The sequence below is a fragment of the Streptomyces sp. NPDC051064 genome (genome assembly GCF_044455985.1).
Classification (GTDB): domain Bacteria; phylum Actinomycetota; class Actinomycetes; order Streptomycetales; family Streptomycetaceae; genus Streptomyces.
Genome location: NZ_JBITFK010000016.1, coordinates 1 through 13,891 on the forward strand (window position 1 = coordinate 1; position 13,891 = coordinate 13,891).

The 13,891-nt window shown below is 69.3% G+C and carries 12 protein-coding genes and 1 riboswitch; of the genes, 11 read left to right on the forward strand and 1 reads right to left on the reverse strand.

Features of this window, described 5'->3' with window-relative positions; translation table 11 throughout:
• The first annotated feature begins 188 nt into the window (after nt 1-188).
• From ACIBCU_RS36555 to ACIBCU_RS36600, 10 genes are all read left to right on the forward strand, one after another.
• Nucleotides 189-797, forward strand: coding sequence for a CDP-alcohol phosphatidyltransferase family protein (locus ACIBCU_RS36555; RefSeq protein ID WP_362943630.1), 609 nt, complete (start codon nt 189-191; stop codon nt 795-797).
• A gap of 110 nt (nt 798-907) precedes the next feature.
• A complete protein-coding gene (locus ACIBCU_RS36560; RefSeq protein ID WP_362943633.1) occupies nt 908-3,403 on the forward strand; it encodes a mannose-1-phosphate guanyltransferase in 2,496 nt (831 codons plus the stop codon).
• Between the two features lie 97 nt (nt 3,404-3,500).
• Nucleotides 3,501-4,421, forward strand: a complete 921-nt coding sequence (locus tag ACIBCU_RS36565; RefSeq protein ID WP_399236830.1) for a DUF881 domain-containing protein — start codon at nt 3,501-3,503, stop codon at nt 4,419-4,421.
• Nucleotides 4,418-4,750 (forward strand): small basic family protein, encoded by a 333-nt coding sequence (locus ACIBCU_RS36570; RefSeq protein ID WP_003970459.1) that lies wholly within the window; start codon nt 4,418-4,420, stop codon nt 4,748-4,750. Before ACIBCU_RS36565 ends, ACIBCU_RS36570 begins: the two co-directional genes overlap by 4 nt.
• 17 nt (nt 4,751-4,767) lie before the next feature.
• Complete coding sequence (locus ACIBCU_RS36575) at nt 4,768-5,637, forward strand: DUF881 domain-containing protein (protein WP_362943252.1); 870 nt, start codon at nt 4,768-4,770, stop codon at nt 5,635-5,637.
• Between the two features lie 190 nt (nt 5,638-5,827).
• The gene (locus tag ACIBCU_RS36580) at nt 5,828-6,610 is read left to right on the forward strand and encodes an FHA domain-containing protein (protein ID WP_362943249.1); all 783 of its coding nucleotides are present in this window, start codon (nt 5,828-5,830) and stop codon (nt 6,608-6,610) included.
• 42 nt (nt 6,611-6,652) lie between these two features.
• Nucleotides 6,653-7,396 (forward strand): MerR family transcriptional regulator, encoded by a 744-nt coding sequence (locus ACIBCU_RS36585; protein ID WP_399236833.1) that lies wholly within the window; start codon nt 6,653-6,655, stop codon nt 7,394-7,396.
• 53 nt (nt 7,397-7,449) lie between these two features.
• Complete coding sequence (locus ACIBCU_RS36590) at nt 7,450-7,923, forward strand: bifunctional nuclease family protein (protein ID WP_006123076.1); 474 nt, start codon at nt 7,450-7,452, stop codon at nt 7,921-7,923.
• A gap of 167 nt (nt 7,924-8,090) precedes the next feature.
• Entirely contained in the window at nt 8,091-8,708 is a 618-nt protein-coding gene (locus tag ACIBCU_RS36595; RefSeq protein ID WP_362943243.1) for a MerR family transcriptional regulator, read from the forward strand.
• 78 nt (nt 8,709-8,786) lie between these two features.
• Nucleotides 8,787-10,250 carry a DNA polymerase IV gene (locus ACIBCU_RS36600; protein ID WP_399236836.1) on the forward strand — a complete coding sequence of 488 codons (1,464 nt, stop codon included), beginning with the start codon at nt 8,787-8,789 and terminating at the stop codon, nt 10,248-10,250.
• Here the strand turns inward: ACIBCU_RS36600 and ACIBCU_RS36605 are convergent.
• Nucleotides 10,172-10,543, reverse strand: a complete 372-nt coding sequence (locus tag ACIBCU_RS36605) for a PRC-barrel domain-containing protein (RefSeq protein ID WP_399236837.1) — start codon at nt 10,541-10,543, stop codon at nt 10,172-10,174. The two genes, ACIBCU_RS36600 and ACIBCU_RS36605, sit on opposite strands and share 79 nt — an antisense overlap.
• A gap of 133 nt (nt 10,544-10,676) precedes the next feature.
• Nucleotides 10,677-10,772: riboswitch (glycine riboswitch) on the forward strand.
• 193 nt (nt 10,773-10,965) lie between these two features.
• On the opposite strand from ACIBCU_RS36605, the gene gcvP reads away from it, so the two are divergent.
• Nucleotides 10,966-13,851, forward strand: a complete 2,886-nt coding sequence (gene gcvP / locus ACIBCU_RS36610; protein WP_399236839.1) for an aminomethyl-transferring glycine dehydrogenase — start codon at nt 10,966-10,968, stop codon at nt 13,849-13,851.
• The last annotated feature ends 40 nt before the right edge of the window (nt 13,852-13,891 follow it).

A 13,891-nucleotide genomic window follows, 5' to 3' on the forward strand; every position in this document is an offset into this window, starting at 1 on the left:
ACTGCAGGGGGGACCCTGTGGGAGAGTAGGACGCCGCCGAACAATTATTCCGGGAAAGCCCCGTGCCCTTGTGGCACGGGGCTTTTCTGCGTTCAGAACCTTCCCTCGCACCCCTGTGCACCGGGCCTCGGAGACTGAGGGTAAGGTCAGGGGGCATCATTGGCACGTTCTTCACAGGAGGCCCCCGGGTGGAGGTCCAGGAGACTCGAGTTCAGACGGACCGAGTACTCACCATCCCCAACATCCTCAGCATGGCTCGCCTCGTCGGCGTACCGCTCTTCCTGTGGCTGATCCTTCGCCCCGTGTTCGGCGGGCCCAACAGCGACGGCTGGGCCCTGCTGGTCCTGATGCTTAGCGGAGTCAGTGACTACCTCGACGGCAAGCTCGCCCGCCGGTGGAATCAGATCAGCCGACTCGGCCGGCTTCTGGACCCGGCCGCCGACCGCCTCTACATCCTTTCGACGCTCGTCGGGCTCACGTGGCGGGAGATCCTGCCACTATGGCTGACAGCGGCTCTCCTCGCACGGGAGCTGATGCTCCTCGTCATGGTGGGAATCCTTCGCCGGCACGGCTATCCGCCGCCCCAGGTGAACTTCCTAGGAAAAGCTGCAACTTTCAACCTGATGTACGCCTTCCCCTTGTTGCTGCTCAGCGACGGAAGTGGTTGGCTTGCTTCGCTGGGCACCATTTTCGGATGGGCGTTCGCTGGGTGGGGTACAACCCTCTATTGGTGGGCAGGGATCCTCTACGTGGTCCAGGTCCGCCGTCTGGTCAAGGCGGATGAAGTAGCCGATTAGCTCGTTGATGTGGAGCCGTGCAGAGTCGCCGGCCCGCACCGGATGCTGTGGTGGTGCCCCGACGGGTGAAGTCGGCTAGACCGTCGTCTCTCAAGGAGGACGTTTCCGACATGAAGGCCGTCGTGATGGCAGGCGGTGAAGGCACCCGCCTTCGCCCCATGACCTCAAGCATGCCCAAGCCGCTCCTGCCCGTGGCCAACCGGCCGATCATGGAGCATGTGCTGAGGCTGCTCAAACGGCATGGGCTCAACGAGACCGTCGTTACCGTCCAGTTTCTCGCCTCTCTCGTCAAGAATTATTTCGGCGACGGCGAGGAGCTCGGGATGGAGCTCAGCTATGCCAACGAGGAGAAGCCACTCGGTACCGCGGGAAGCGTCAAGAACGCTGAGGAAGCCCTGAAGGACGACACCTTCCTGGTGATTTCCGGCGATGCCCTCACCGACTTCGATCTCACCGACCTCATCGCATTCCACAAGGAGAAGGGTGCACTCGTCACGGTGTGCCTCACCCGGGTCCCGAACCCTCTTGAATTCGGGATCACGATCGTGGACGAGGACGGGAAGGTGGAGCGCTTCCTGGAGAAGCCGACCTGGGGCCAGGTCTTCTCGGACACGGTGAACACGGGTATCTACGTCATGGAGCCCGAGGTCTTCGACTACGTCCAGGCCGACACCTCCGTCGACTGGTCCGGTGACGTTTTCCCGCAGCTCATGAAGGAAGGGAAGCTGATCTGCGGCTATATCGCAGAGGGCTACTGGGAGGACGTGGGCACGCACGAAAGCTATGTGAAGGCCCAGGCCGATGTGCTGGAGCGCAAGGTCGACGTGGAGCTGGACGGCTTCGAGATCTCGCCCGGTGTCTGGGTGGCGGAAGGCGCCGAGGTCCATCCCGACGCGGTACTGCGGGGGCCGCTGTACATCGGTGACTACGCCAAGATCGAGGCAGGCGCCGAGATCCGTGAGCACACGGTCATCGGCTCCAATGTCGTCGTGAAATCCGGCGCCTTCCTGCACCGGGCGGTCGTGCACGACAACGTGTACATCGGCCAGCACAGCAATTTGCGCGGCTGCGTGATCGGTAAGAACACCGACATCATGCGGGCCTCGCGCATCGAGGACGGCGCCGTCATCGGCGACGAGTGCCTGGTCGGCGAAGAATCGATCATCCAGGGCAATGTCCGGGTCTACCCGTTCAAGACCATCGAAGCCGGCGCCTTCGTGAACACCTCGGTCATCTGGGAGTCGCGGGGACAGGCGCATCTCTTCGGCGCCCGCGGTGTGTCGGGGATCCTGAACGTGGAGATCACCCCGGAGCTCGCCGTCCGGCTCGCAGGCGCGTACGCGACGACCCTGAAGAAGGGCGCGACGGTCACGACCGCCCGCGACCACTCCCGTGGTGCACGCGCACTGAAGAGAGCTGTCATCTCGGCCCTCCAGGCCAGCGCCATCGATGTCCGGGACCTGGAGAACGTGCCGCTGCCGGTGGCCCGTCAGCAGACCGCACGGGGCAGCGCCGGCGGCATCATGATCCGTACGTCTCCGGGTGTGCCCGACTCGGTCGACATCATGTTCTTCGACGAGCGGGGAGCCGATCTCTCCCAGGCACGCCAGAAGAAGCTGGACCGCGTCTACGCCCGTCAGGAATTCCGCCGGGCCTTCCCTGGCGAGATCGGTGACCTCCACTTCCCGTCGAGCGTCTTCGACTCCTACACGGGGTCCCTGCTCCGCAACGTCGACACGAGTGGCATCGCCGACGCGGGCCTCAAGGTGGTCGTGGACGCGTCCAACGGCAGCGCCGGGCTCGTCCTGCCCAGCCTGCTCGGACGCCTCGGTGTGGACGCGCTGACGATCAACCCCGGGCTCGACGAGTCCCGCCCCACCGAGTCCGCCGAGTCACGGCGGGCCGGGCTGGTGCGCCTCGGCGAGATCGTGTCGTCCGCGCGGGCCGCCTTCGGCGTGCGCTTCGACCCGGTCGGTGAACGGCTGTCCCTCGTGGACGAGCGGGGCCGCATCATCGAGGACGACCGGGCGCTGCTGGTCATGCTCGACCTCGTGGCCGCCGAGCGCAGGAGCGGACGGGTCGCCCTGCCGGTGACCACCACCCGCGTCGCCGAACAGGTCGCCGCCTATCACGGTACGCAGGTGGAGTGGACGACCACGTCGCCTGACGACCTGACGCGCGTGGGCCGGGAGGACACCGCGATCTTCGGTGGTGACGGCCGTGGCGGCTTCATCATCCCCGAGTTCAGCAGTGTCTTCGACGGTGCGGCCGCCTTCGTCAGGCTCATCGGCCTCGTGGCCAGGACACAGCTCACCCTCAGCCAGATCGATGCCCGTATCCCGCGTGCCCATGTGCTGCGCCGTGACCTCGCCACACCGTGGGCGGTCAAGGGGCTCGTCATGCGCCGGGTCGTGGAGGCGGCGGGGGAGCGCAGCGTCGACACCACCGACGGAGTCCGCGTGGTCGAGACCGACGGCCGCTGGGTGATGGTGCTGCCCGACCGTGCGGAAGCGGTCACGCACCTGTGGGCCGAGGGCCCGGACGACGCCTCGGCCGAGGCGCTGCTCGACGAGTGGGCGGCGGTCGTGGACAGCGCGGGCGACTGAGCAGGCCACCGTGGGTCCGGAAGCCGTGTGCCGCGGCTTCCGGACCCACGGTGGGGCCATTCGGCGGCAGCAGGCATGACGTGCGACGATGTGCGGCATGTCGCAGCCGCCCCCCGATCGGAGTAGCGCCCCGCCGCGTCCTCGCCCCGACGCGTCGATGTCGCTGCTGACCACCGTGATGGAACACAGCCTCGACGAGGGATACGCCGAGGCCTCCGCGCGTCGCCGGTCCGAGGGGCGGGACGGGCTGCCGCGCACGCTGAAGGCCAAGCTGGGTCTCGCCGCCGGCCTGGTGCTGGCGGCCCTCGTGGTGACACTCGGTGCCGCGGAGGCCCGGGTCGCGGCTCCTGTCGTGGCCAAGGAACGCGAGGAGCTCATCGACCGGGTGAACGCCGAGACCTCCATGGCGGACACGCTCGAGGCGGATGTCGACAAGCTGCGCAAGGACGTCGGTGAGCGGCAGCGCAAGGCACTTCAGGAGCACGGTGGGGACCAAGGCGGCCTGGTGGCGTTGCTGTCCGGCGCCACCCCCGTCGAAGGCCCCGGGATCAAGCTGGTCGTGGACGACGCCGAGGACACCGACCAGGGCGGCGGCGGCCCCCGTGAGTCCACCGGTTTCGCCGACACCGGGCGGGTACGCGACCGGGACATGCAGCGCGTGGTCAACGGTCTCTGGCAGTCCGGTGCCGAGGCGATCGCCATCAACGGGCAGCGGCTGACTGCCCTCTCCGCGATCCGCGCGGCGGGCGACGCCATACTGGTCGACAACAGGCCGCTCGTGCCGCCGTACACGGTGCAGGCGGTGGGGGACGGCAAGGAGCTCGTCACGGCCTTCCAGGACAGTGCGGACGGCCAGTATCTTCAGGCGCTGCACGAGAGCTTCGACATCCGCACCAGCATCTCCGAGCAGGAGAAGGTGCGCCTTCCGGCCGCGCCCAGCCTGATCGTACGTACAGCAGAGCCTCAGGCCGCAGACACGGGCAGTGGTGCGGCAGACACAGGGAAGGGCACATCGTGATCGCCGTACTGGGCCTCGTCGTGGGAGTCGTGGTCGGACTGTTGGTCCGGCCCGAAGTGCCGGCGGTGGTCGAGCCTTACCTGCCCATCGCCGTGGTCGCCGCGCTCGACGCCGTCTTCGGCGGGCTGCGGGCCATGCTCGACGGGATCTTCGTGGACAAGGTCTTCGTGGTGTCGTTCCTGTCGAACGTCGTGGTGGCCGCGCTGATCGTCTTCCTCGGCGACAAACTGGGCGTCGGGGCCCAGCTCTCCACCGGTGTGGTGGTCGTGCTCGGCATCCGGATCTTCTCCAACGCCGCGGCCATCCGCCGGCACGTCTTCCGGGCGTGAGGCCGATGAGCAACGGGATGAGCAACGAACAGAACCCGGGCGACGGGCGGCAGCCGGGACACGGATTCGAGCCCGGTAGCGGGGGACCCGCCGGCGCGCTCCCGCCGGAAGCGCCCGAAGCACCCGGGCCCGGCCCCGCACCGTCTCCGCCGAGGGGGCCGGAGGAGGCCTCGGGACGCCAGCGGCTGCGGGCAGGCCTCTGGCCGCCCAGGGTGAGCAGAGCCCAACTGATCGTGGCGCTCCTGCTGTTCGTCCTCGGTCTGGGCCTGGCCATCCAGGTCAGGTCGAACAGTGACAACAGCGCCCTGCGCGGGGCCCGCCAGGAGGACCTGGTCCGTATCCTCGACGAGCTCGACAACCGGACCCAGCGCCTCGAGGACGAGAAGCAGCGCCTCGACGACCAGCGCACGGAACTGGAGAACAGCTCCGACCAGGCGGAGGAGGCCCGCAAGCAGACGCTCGAGAAGGAGCGGCAGCTCGGTATCCTGGCAGGCACCGTCGCCGCGCACGGCCCCGGGATCACGCTGACCATCAGTGACCCGGCCGGCGCGGTGGAGGCCGACATGCTCCTCGACACCATCCAGGAGCTGCGCGCGGCGGGCGCCGAGGCCATCGAGATCAACGGCGTGCGGGTGGTGGCGAACACATACTTCTCCGGTGAGGGGGGAGAGTTGAGAGTCGACGGCCGGAAGGTCGAGTCTCCCTACGAGTTCAAGGTCATCGGCAAGCCGCAGGACCTGGAGCCGGCTCTGAACATCCCCGGTGGTGTGGTGCAGACGCTCGAGAAGGAGCAGGCCACGGCGGAGGTGACGCGCGCCGACGACATCGTCGTGGACGCCTTGCGACCCCCGAAGCAGCCTGATTACGCTCGGTCGTCGCCCCAGTGAGGCGGCGGTGCGCTGTACTCGAAGGACACGGGCGCCAGGTTGCGGGGGGTCGGCGCAACGGATCGGTGACGCGTGGTGGAAACTGTCGGGTGGATACGGACGTTGTGAGGATGTCCGGGTCGGCAGGTGTGTTCATTCAGGGTTCGTCCTGCCCCACGGGCGGGTCTATTTCGGTCAAGGGGAAACGCCCGTGAAGTTGTTTGCGAAGTTGTTCGGAAAGAGCGCCCGCGAGGACAGCAGCAGCGCTGCCCGCCACCGCGCTCCGCGTCAGGGTGCCGAGGAGCAGGGTTCGGAGCGCCCGCTCTTCCGCGACGAGGTCCAGGGAGGCTCCGGCGGGTCCGGCGCGTCGTCCGTTGACCCCGGAGGTGCAGGGCGCATAGGTTTCGGTGAACCATCGACCTCAAGTACGGGTGGTGGGTTCGCCCCCGCTCCGGAGGGCTCGTCCATGCCGGTTTGTACGAGGTGCGGGCATCGCAATGCCGAGGCCAGCCGTTTCTGTTCCAACTGCGGTGCGCCGCTGAGGGGCGGAGTGCCCGAGCGTGCCTCCGAGACGACCTCGACGATCTCGATCTCCGGTATCGAGGCGTACGAGGCCGAGGCGACAGGCCAGACGGCCGTTCCGTCGCTCTCCCCGGAGGCCCAGGCCGCCGTCGACGCCCTGCCGCCGGGTTCCGCGCTGCTGGTGGTGCGACGCGGCCCGAACTCCGGAAGCCGCTTCCTGCTGGACGGTGACCTGACGACGGCCGGCCGTCACCCGCAGAGCGACATCTTCCTCGACGACGTGACCGTGTCGCGGCGTCATGTGGAGTTCCACAGGAACCCGGACGGTAGTTTCACCGTGGGAGACGTCGGCAGCCTCAATGGCACCTATGTCAACCGCGAGCGCATCGATTCCGTCGCGCTGACCAACGGCGACGAAGTCCAGATCGGAAAGTACCGGCTGGTCTTCTACGCCAGCCAGCGAGGCGTGTGACCCTCCCCCGGACGGTGTCCGGGGGGATCCTCAGGAAGGTCCATGCTGCGAACACCGACAGGCGGTGCCGGTCACGGCACCGCCGCCGCTGGCGAGCGCGCGATGAGCATCGGCACGGTGCTTCTGCAGCTGCGCGACGAATTTCCCGAAGTCACCATCTCCAAGATCCGCTTCCTGGAGACGGAGGGGCTCATCGAGCCCCAGAGGACGCCGTCGGGCTACCGGAAGTTCAGCCCCGCCGACGTCGAGCGGCTGGCGCAGGTGCTGCGCATGCAGCGGGACCACTACCTGCCGCTCAAGGTCATCCGTGAGCACCTGGAGGCCCTCGCACGCGGTGAGCAGATGGCACTGCCGCCCGGAGGGGCTCCGGGTGATCCCGCCGACGCCCTCCGGGACCAGGACCTGGGGCAGGCCACCGCCGCCCGTATCGGACGCTCCGAGTTCTTGGCGGCCACCGAGGCCACCGAGGAGCAGCTCGACGAGTGGGAGTCGTACGGGCTGATCGTGCCCGCCACCGGCGGGAGCTACGACGCCGAGGCGGTGAATGTGGCACGGCTGGTGGCGGACCTGGGCAGATTCGGTCTCGAACCTCGGCATCTGCGGGCCGTCAAGGCGGCCGCGGAGCGTGAGGCCGGGCTGGTCGAGCAGGTGGTCGCGCCGCTGCGCCGGCACCGGAATCCGCAGACCAGGGCGCATGCGGAGGCCACTGCGAAGGAGCTCGCGGACCTCTCCGTCCGGCTCCACGCCGCGCTCGTGCAGAGCGCTCTGAAGGCCGGCTTCCACTGAGGGCGGAGGAGCCCGACTATCCAAACATGGCGGGCACGTCCTAGGGTTGCTGTGTGAACGAGCTCGACGTTGTGGGTGTCCGGGTGGAAATGCCCTCCAACCAACCGATCGTGCTCCTGCGTGAAGTGGGAGGCGACCGGTATCTCCCTATTTGGATCGGCCCTGGGGAAGCGACCGCGATCGCCTTCGCCCAGCAGGGCATGGCTCCGGCCAGGCCGCTGACCCATGATCTCTTCAAGGATGTGCTCGAGGCCGTCGGCCAGGAGCTCACCGAGGTCCGCATCACGGACCTGCGGGAAGGGGTTTTCTACGCGGAGCTGGTCTTTGCCAGCGGGGTCGAGGTGAGCGCGCGGCCGTCCGACGCCATAGCGCTCGCCCTGCGCACCGGCACGCCGATCTACGGCAGTGACGGGGTGCTGGACGACGCGGGTATCGCCATCCCGGACGAGCAGGAGGACGAGGTGGAGAAGTTCCGCGAGTTCCTCGACCAGATCTCGCCGGAGGACTTCGGCACCAACAGCCAGTGACCTTCCGCGGAGGCGGTGTCAGCGCATCCGACAAGCCGTTCCCGTAAATCAGTCACGGGAAACCACCCTCAGGGTGATTATCACTCGGCGTGCCGAGTGTGGCGATCGTTGACGCACCCCTGGTGACTGCCTACCTTCGAGGTGGCAGGTCAAGGACGGAGGTCGGCGTGAGAAGCAGCGGCGACGGTACGGCTGTGGGTGGGCCGTACCGGCAGCACGGCAGTGCGGCCGACCACTCCATCAGACAGCCGGTTCAGCCGGCTGTGGTGGCAGCGGACGGTGTGGGAGTGGCAGGGGACATCGGCTATCGGGGGCCGACAGCGTGCGCGGCGGCCGGGATCACCTACCGACAGCTGGACTACTGGGCGCGTACGGGGCTCGTGGAGCCGAGCGTGCGTCCGGCGTACGGGTCGGGGACGCAGCGCCTCTACAGTTTCCGGGACGTGGTCCTCCTCAAGATCGTCAAACGGTTCCTCGACACAGGGGTTGCTCTGCAGAACATCCGGACCACCGTTCAGCACCTCAGGGCGCGCGGATTCACGGATCTCGAGCGGATGACCCTGATGAGCGACGGTGCGACGGTCTACGAGTGCTCCTCGCCCGACGAGGTCGTGAATCTTCTCCAGGGCGGCCAGGGCGTCTTCGGTATCGCCGTCGGTGTCGTCTGGCGGGATGTCGACGCGGCGCTGTCCCAGCTCCACGGGGAGCGTGTCGACACGGGGGAGACCCTGATCGGCCACAACCCCGCCGATGAACTGGCGCGTCGGCGCAATCGCGCGGGCTGAGTCACCGGGGCGATCCGGCACGACGCGTGCGCCGGGTGGTGGGGCGGTTGTCAGTGGCGTAGGGCAGCATCGGTCCATGTGAGAGCCGCGCCCACCATCCTGCATCTGGACATGGATGCCTTCTACGCCTCGGCCGAGCAGGCGTCGAAGCCGAGCCTGCGCGGCAAGCCGGTGGTGGTGGGCGGCCTGGGGATGCGGGGCGTGGTCGCCACCGCGTCGTACGAGGCGAGGCGGCTCGGCGTGCATTCGGCGATGCCGATGGCACAGGCGAGGCGCCTCGCGCCCAACGCGGCGTATCTGGTCCCGCGCTTCGCGCTCTACCGGACGGTGAGCGACCAGGTGATGGAGCTGCTCGGGCGGCTGTCACCACTCGTCGAGCCGCTCAGCCTGGACGAGGCCTTCGTCGACCTCGAGGCCGGCGGGGTCGCCGACGACTCGGCGTCCGCGCGGGCGATCGGCGGACAGCTGCGCACCGTCATCAGAGCCGTCACCGGACTCAGCGGTTCCGTCGGTCTGGCCGGCTCCAAGATGCTGGCCAAGATCGCCTCCGAGGAGGCGAAACCGGACGGGCTGCTGCTGATCGAGCCCGGCACCGAGCGTGAGCTCCTGGGGCCCATGTCCGTACGCATCCTCCCGGGCGTGGGCCCCGCCACCGGGGACCATCTCCGGCGCGCGGGAATGACCCTCGTCAGTCACCTGGCGGAGGCGGGCGAGGCGGAGCTCGTGCGGTTGCTGGGCAAGGCGCACGGCGTCGCGCTCCACCGCATGGCGCAGGGTTACGACGACCGTCCCGTCGTCGCCGAGAGGGACGCCAAATCCGTGTCGGTCGAGGACACCTTCGACGTGGACCTGCACGACCGGGTGCGCGTGAGGACGGAGGTCGAGCGGCTGGCGGACCGGTGCGTGCAGCGGCTGCGGGGCGCCGGCCGGTCCGGGCGCACCGTCGTCCTCAAGGTGCGTCGTTACGACTTCTCGACGCTCACCAGGTCCGAGACGCTGCGCGGCCCCACCGACGACCCCACGGTGGTCAGGGAGGCCGCTGCGCGGCTTCTGGAGGCCGTCGACACGACCGGCGGCGTCCGGCTGCTCGGAGTCGGTGTCACGGGGCTGGCGGACTTCACGCAGGAGGACCTCTTCGCGCAGGCCGCCGACGCGGAGCACGCCGCCGAGGAATCCGCCGCAGCCGGTGCCGCGGGGGACGGGGAGCAGCGCACGGCGGAGGAGGAGCCCGGAGGGGAGACCCGTGAGAGCGAGGAGCAACTGGCCGCGCGGCGCTGGCCGGCCGGGCACGACGTGCGGCACGAGGTCCACGGGCACGGCTGGGTGCAGGGCAGCGGCGTCGGCCGGGTCACCGTGCGCTTCGAGGAACCGTGGACGCCGCCCGGCCGGGTGCGGACGTTCCGGATCGACGATCGGCAGCTGCAGCCGGCCGATCCGCTCCGCCTGGTGCGGGACCCGGTGGACTACTCCTCGTGGCCGGCGAGCCTGCCGAAGTCCCTGTCCGGACCCGGGCCGGGGGAGGGGGAGGAGTCCAGTCCGTAATGGCGGTAGAGCTGCAGTTCCTGCTCGGGCGAGAGATGGCGGCCCACGCCGAAGTCCGGCGCGTCCTTGATCAGGGCCCGCTCGAAGGGGACCACGAGCGCGCCGTCGACGAATTCGCTCGGCTCCAGCGGGACGAACGCGTCCCTGGTGAAGAGACCTGTGCGTACGGCGGCCCACTCGGGGACCCCGGTGGCGTCGTCGAGATAGACCTCGTCCACCGTTCCGATCTTGGCACCTTGGCGGTCGAAAGCCTTGCGGCCGATCAGGCTGCGCGGATCGATGTCGGTCTGCACGGTGCCTCCCACTGGTAACAATTGCATCAGGTGGTCGCGGCTGCTCCACCCTCACTACGAAATGCCAGATCCGGGATGTCGGCCACTCGAGACGGCCCGCCCCGGCCCCGCTGGTAGGCTGGAGCACGGCTGCTGACCCTGTGCGGGAGAGTCCTCCGGAGCGATTCGGAGGCGCCGAAGGAGCAACTCCTCCCCGGAATCTCTCAGGCCCCCGTACCGCACGGACGAGGTCACTCTGGAAAGCAGGGCGGGATCCGTACGGCACGTGCCGCGACGGGGACCACCCTCACCGACGGTGAAAGCCGGTATGCCCCAGGGCGTGCCGGTGAAGCTCTCAGGTCGAGATGACAGATGGGGAGGCCGTTCGGGCAGCCACGCCGTGGCGCCCCTCGCAGGTCGTGACAGACCAGGAGGCCTCCATCATGACCCCCCGTCGCACCCCGCTCTCCCAGCTGGAACAGGGCATTCCGTTCGAGCAGCGCCACATCGGGCCCGACGCCGAGGCCCAGGCGAAGATGCTGGCCCAGGTCGGCTACGGCTCCCTCGACGAGCTCACCGCCGCGGCGGTGCCCGACGTGATCCGGAGTGCCGAGGCGCTGAACCTCCCCGAGGCCCGTACGGAGGCCGAGGTCCTGGCCGAGCTGCGCAGTCTCGCCGACCGTAACCAGGTGCTCGCACCGATGATCGGGCTCGGCTACTACGGGACGTTCACCCCGCCGGTGATCCTGCGCAACGTCATGGAGAACCCCGCCTGGTACACGGCCTACACGCCGTACCAGCCGGAGATCTCCCAGGGGCGGCTCGAGGCCCTCCTGAACTTCCAGACGATGGTCGCCGACCTCACCGGGCTGCCGACCTCCGGCGCCTCGCTCCTCGACGAGGGCACCGCAGCGGCCGAGGCCATGGCCCTGGCACGGCGGGTCGGCAAGGTGAAGGGCGGCGTCTTCCTGGTCGACTCCGACACACTGCCGCAGACCGTCGCCGTGATCGAGACCCGCGCCGAGCCGACCGGCGTCGAGGTGGTCGTCGCCGACCTCGGCGAGGGCATCCCCTCCGAGGTCGCCGAGCGGGGCGTCTTCGGCGTGCTGCTCCAGTACCCGGGCGCCTCCGGTGCCGTGCGCGACATCAAGCCCGTCATCGAGCAGGCGCACGAGCTGGGCGCGATCGTGTCCGTCGCCGCCGACCTGCTGGCCCTGACGCTGCTCACCTCGCCCGGCGAACTGGGCGCGGACATCGCCGTGGGCACCACCCAGCGCTTCGGCGTCCCGATGGGCTTCGGTGGACCGCACGCCGGCTTCATGGCCGTACGCGAGAAGTTCGCCCGCAGCCTGCCCGGCCGCCTCGTCGGTGTCTCCGTCGACGCGGACGGCGACAAGGCCTACCGGCTGGCGCTGCAGACCCGCGAGCAGCACATCCGCCGCGAGAAGGCCACCAGCAACATCTGCACCGCCCAGGTGCTGCTCGCCGTCATGGCCGGCATGTACGCCGTCTACCACGGGCCCGAGGGGCTGCGGACGATCGCCCGGCGCACCCACCGGTTCGCCGCCATCCTGGCCGAGGGGCTGCGGGCCGCCGGAACCGAGGTGGTGCACGACGCGTACTTCGACACCCTCACGGTCCGCGTGCCGGGGGGAGCGGCCGGCGTGGTCGCCGCCGCCCGTGAGCGCGGGGTGAACCTGCGGCTCGTCGACGCCGACCATGTCTCCGTCGCCTGCGACGAGACCACGACCCGCACCCGGATCGCCGCCGTCTGGGCGGCCTTCGGCGCCGGCGGCGACATCGAGGCGCTGGACGCCGCGACGGCCGACGCGCTGCCCGAGGGGCTGCTGCGCAGCGACGACGTCCTCACCCACCCGGTCTTCCACCAGTACCGCTCCGAGACGGCGATGCTGCGCTACCTGCGCAAGCTCGCCGACCGGGACTACGCGCTGGACCGGGGCATGATCCCGCTCGGCTCCTGCACGATGAAGCTCAACGCGACCGCCGAGATGGAGTCGATCACCTGGCCCGAATTCGGTGCGCTGCACCCCTTCGCGCCGGCCGAGCAGGCGCAGGGATTCCTCACCCTCATCCGGGAGCTGGAGGAGCGCCTCGCCGAGGTCACCGGGTACGACGCCGTCTCCCTCCAGCCCAACGCCGGCTCGCAGGGCGAGTTCGCCGGTCTGCTGGCCGTGCGCGCGTACCACCGGGCCAACGGGGACCACGGACGCACGGTCTGCCTGATCCCGTCCTCCGCGCACGGCACCAACGCCGCGAGCGCCGTGATGGCCGGGATGAAGGTCGTCGTGGTGAAGACCGCCGACGACGGCGAGGTCGACATAGAGGATCTCCGGGCCAAGATCGCGGCCCACCGCGACGAGCTCGCCGTCCTCATGATCACCTACCCCTCCACGCACGGCGTCTTCGAGGAGCACGTGGCCGACATCTGCGGAGAGGTGCACGACGCCGGCGGCCAGGTGTACGTGGACGGTGCCAACCTCAACGCGCTGGTCGGTCTCGCCAAGCCGGGCCACTTCGGCGGCGACGTCTCCCACCTGAACCTGCACAAGACCTTCTGCATCCCGCACGGCGGCGGCGGCCCGGGCGTCGGCCCGGTCGGAGTGCGCGCCCACCTGGCGCCGTACCTCCCCAACCACCCCCTCCAGCCCGCGGCGGGCCCCGAGACCGGCGTCGGGCCGATCTCGGCCGCTCCGTGGGGCTCGGCCGGCATCCTGCCGATCTCATGGGCGTACGTACGTCTCATGGGGGGCGAGGGCCTGAAGCGTGCGACGCAGGTCGCCGTACTCGCGGCCAACTACATCGCCAAGCGTCTCGAACCGCACTTCCCGGTCCTCTACAACGGCCCGGCCGGCCTGGTCGCGCACGAGTGCATCGTGGACCTGCGGCCGGTCTCCAAGGAGACCGGTGTCAGCATCGACGACATCGCCAAGCGGCTGATCGACTACGGCTTCCACTCGCCGACCATGTCGTTCCCGGTGGCAGGGACGCTGATGATCGAGCCGACGGAGAGCGAGGACCTGGCCGAGCTCGACCGGTTCTGCGACACGATGATCGCCATCCGCGGCGAGATCGACAAGGTCGCCTCCGGCGAGTGGAGCGGGGACGACAACCCGCTGTGCAACGCCCCGCACACGGCGGCGGCGCTCGGTGGCGAGTGGACGCACGCCTACAGCCGCGAAGAGGCGGTCTTCCCGGCCGGCGTCACGCCTTCGGACAAGTACTGGCCGCCGGTGCGCCGGATCGACGGTGCGTTCGGTGACCGCAACCTCGTCTGCTCCTGCCCGCCGCTCGACGAGTACGACCAGTAGGCACGCGGACACGCGTCGGGGCCGGTGCGGAGACTTCTCC

Excerpts from the sequence above, each read along its gene's own strand:
- ACIBCU_RS36560 (WP_362943633.1), top strand. The coding sequence starts at position 908 with ATGAAGGCCGTCGTGATGGCAGGCGGTGAAGGCACCCGCCTTCGCCCC.
- ACIBCU_RS36565 (WP_399236830.1), top strand. The coding sequence starts at position 3,501 with ATGTCGCAGCCGCCCCCCGATCGGAGTAGCGCCCCGCCGCGTCCTCGC.
- ACIBCU_RS36575 (WP_362943252.1), top strand. The coding sequence starts at position 4,768 with ATGAGCAACGAACAGAACCCGGGCGACGGGCGGCAGCCGGGACACGGA.
- ACIBCU_RS36585 (WP_399236833.1), top strand. The coding sequence starts at position 6,653 with ATGCTGCGAACACCGACAGGCGGTGCCGGTCACGGCACCGCCGCCGCT.
- gcvP (WP_399236839.1), top strand. The coding sequence starts at position 10,966 with ATGACCCCCCGTCGCACCCCGCTCTCCCAGCTGGAACAGGGCATTCCG.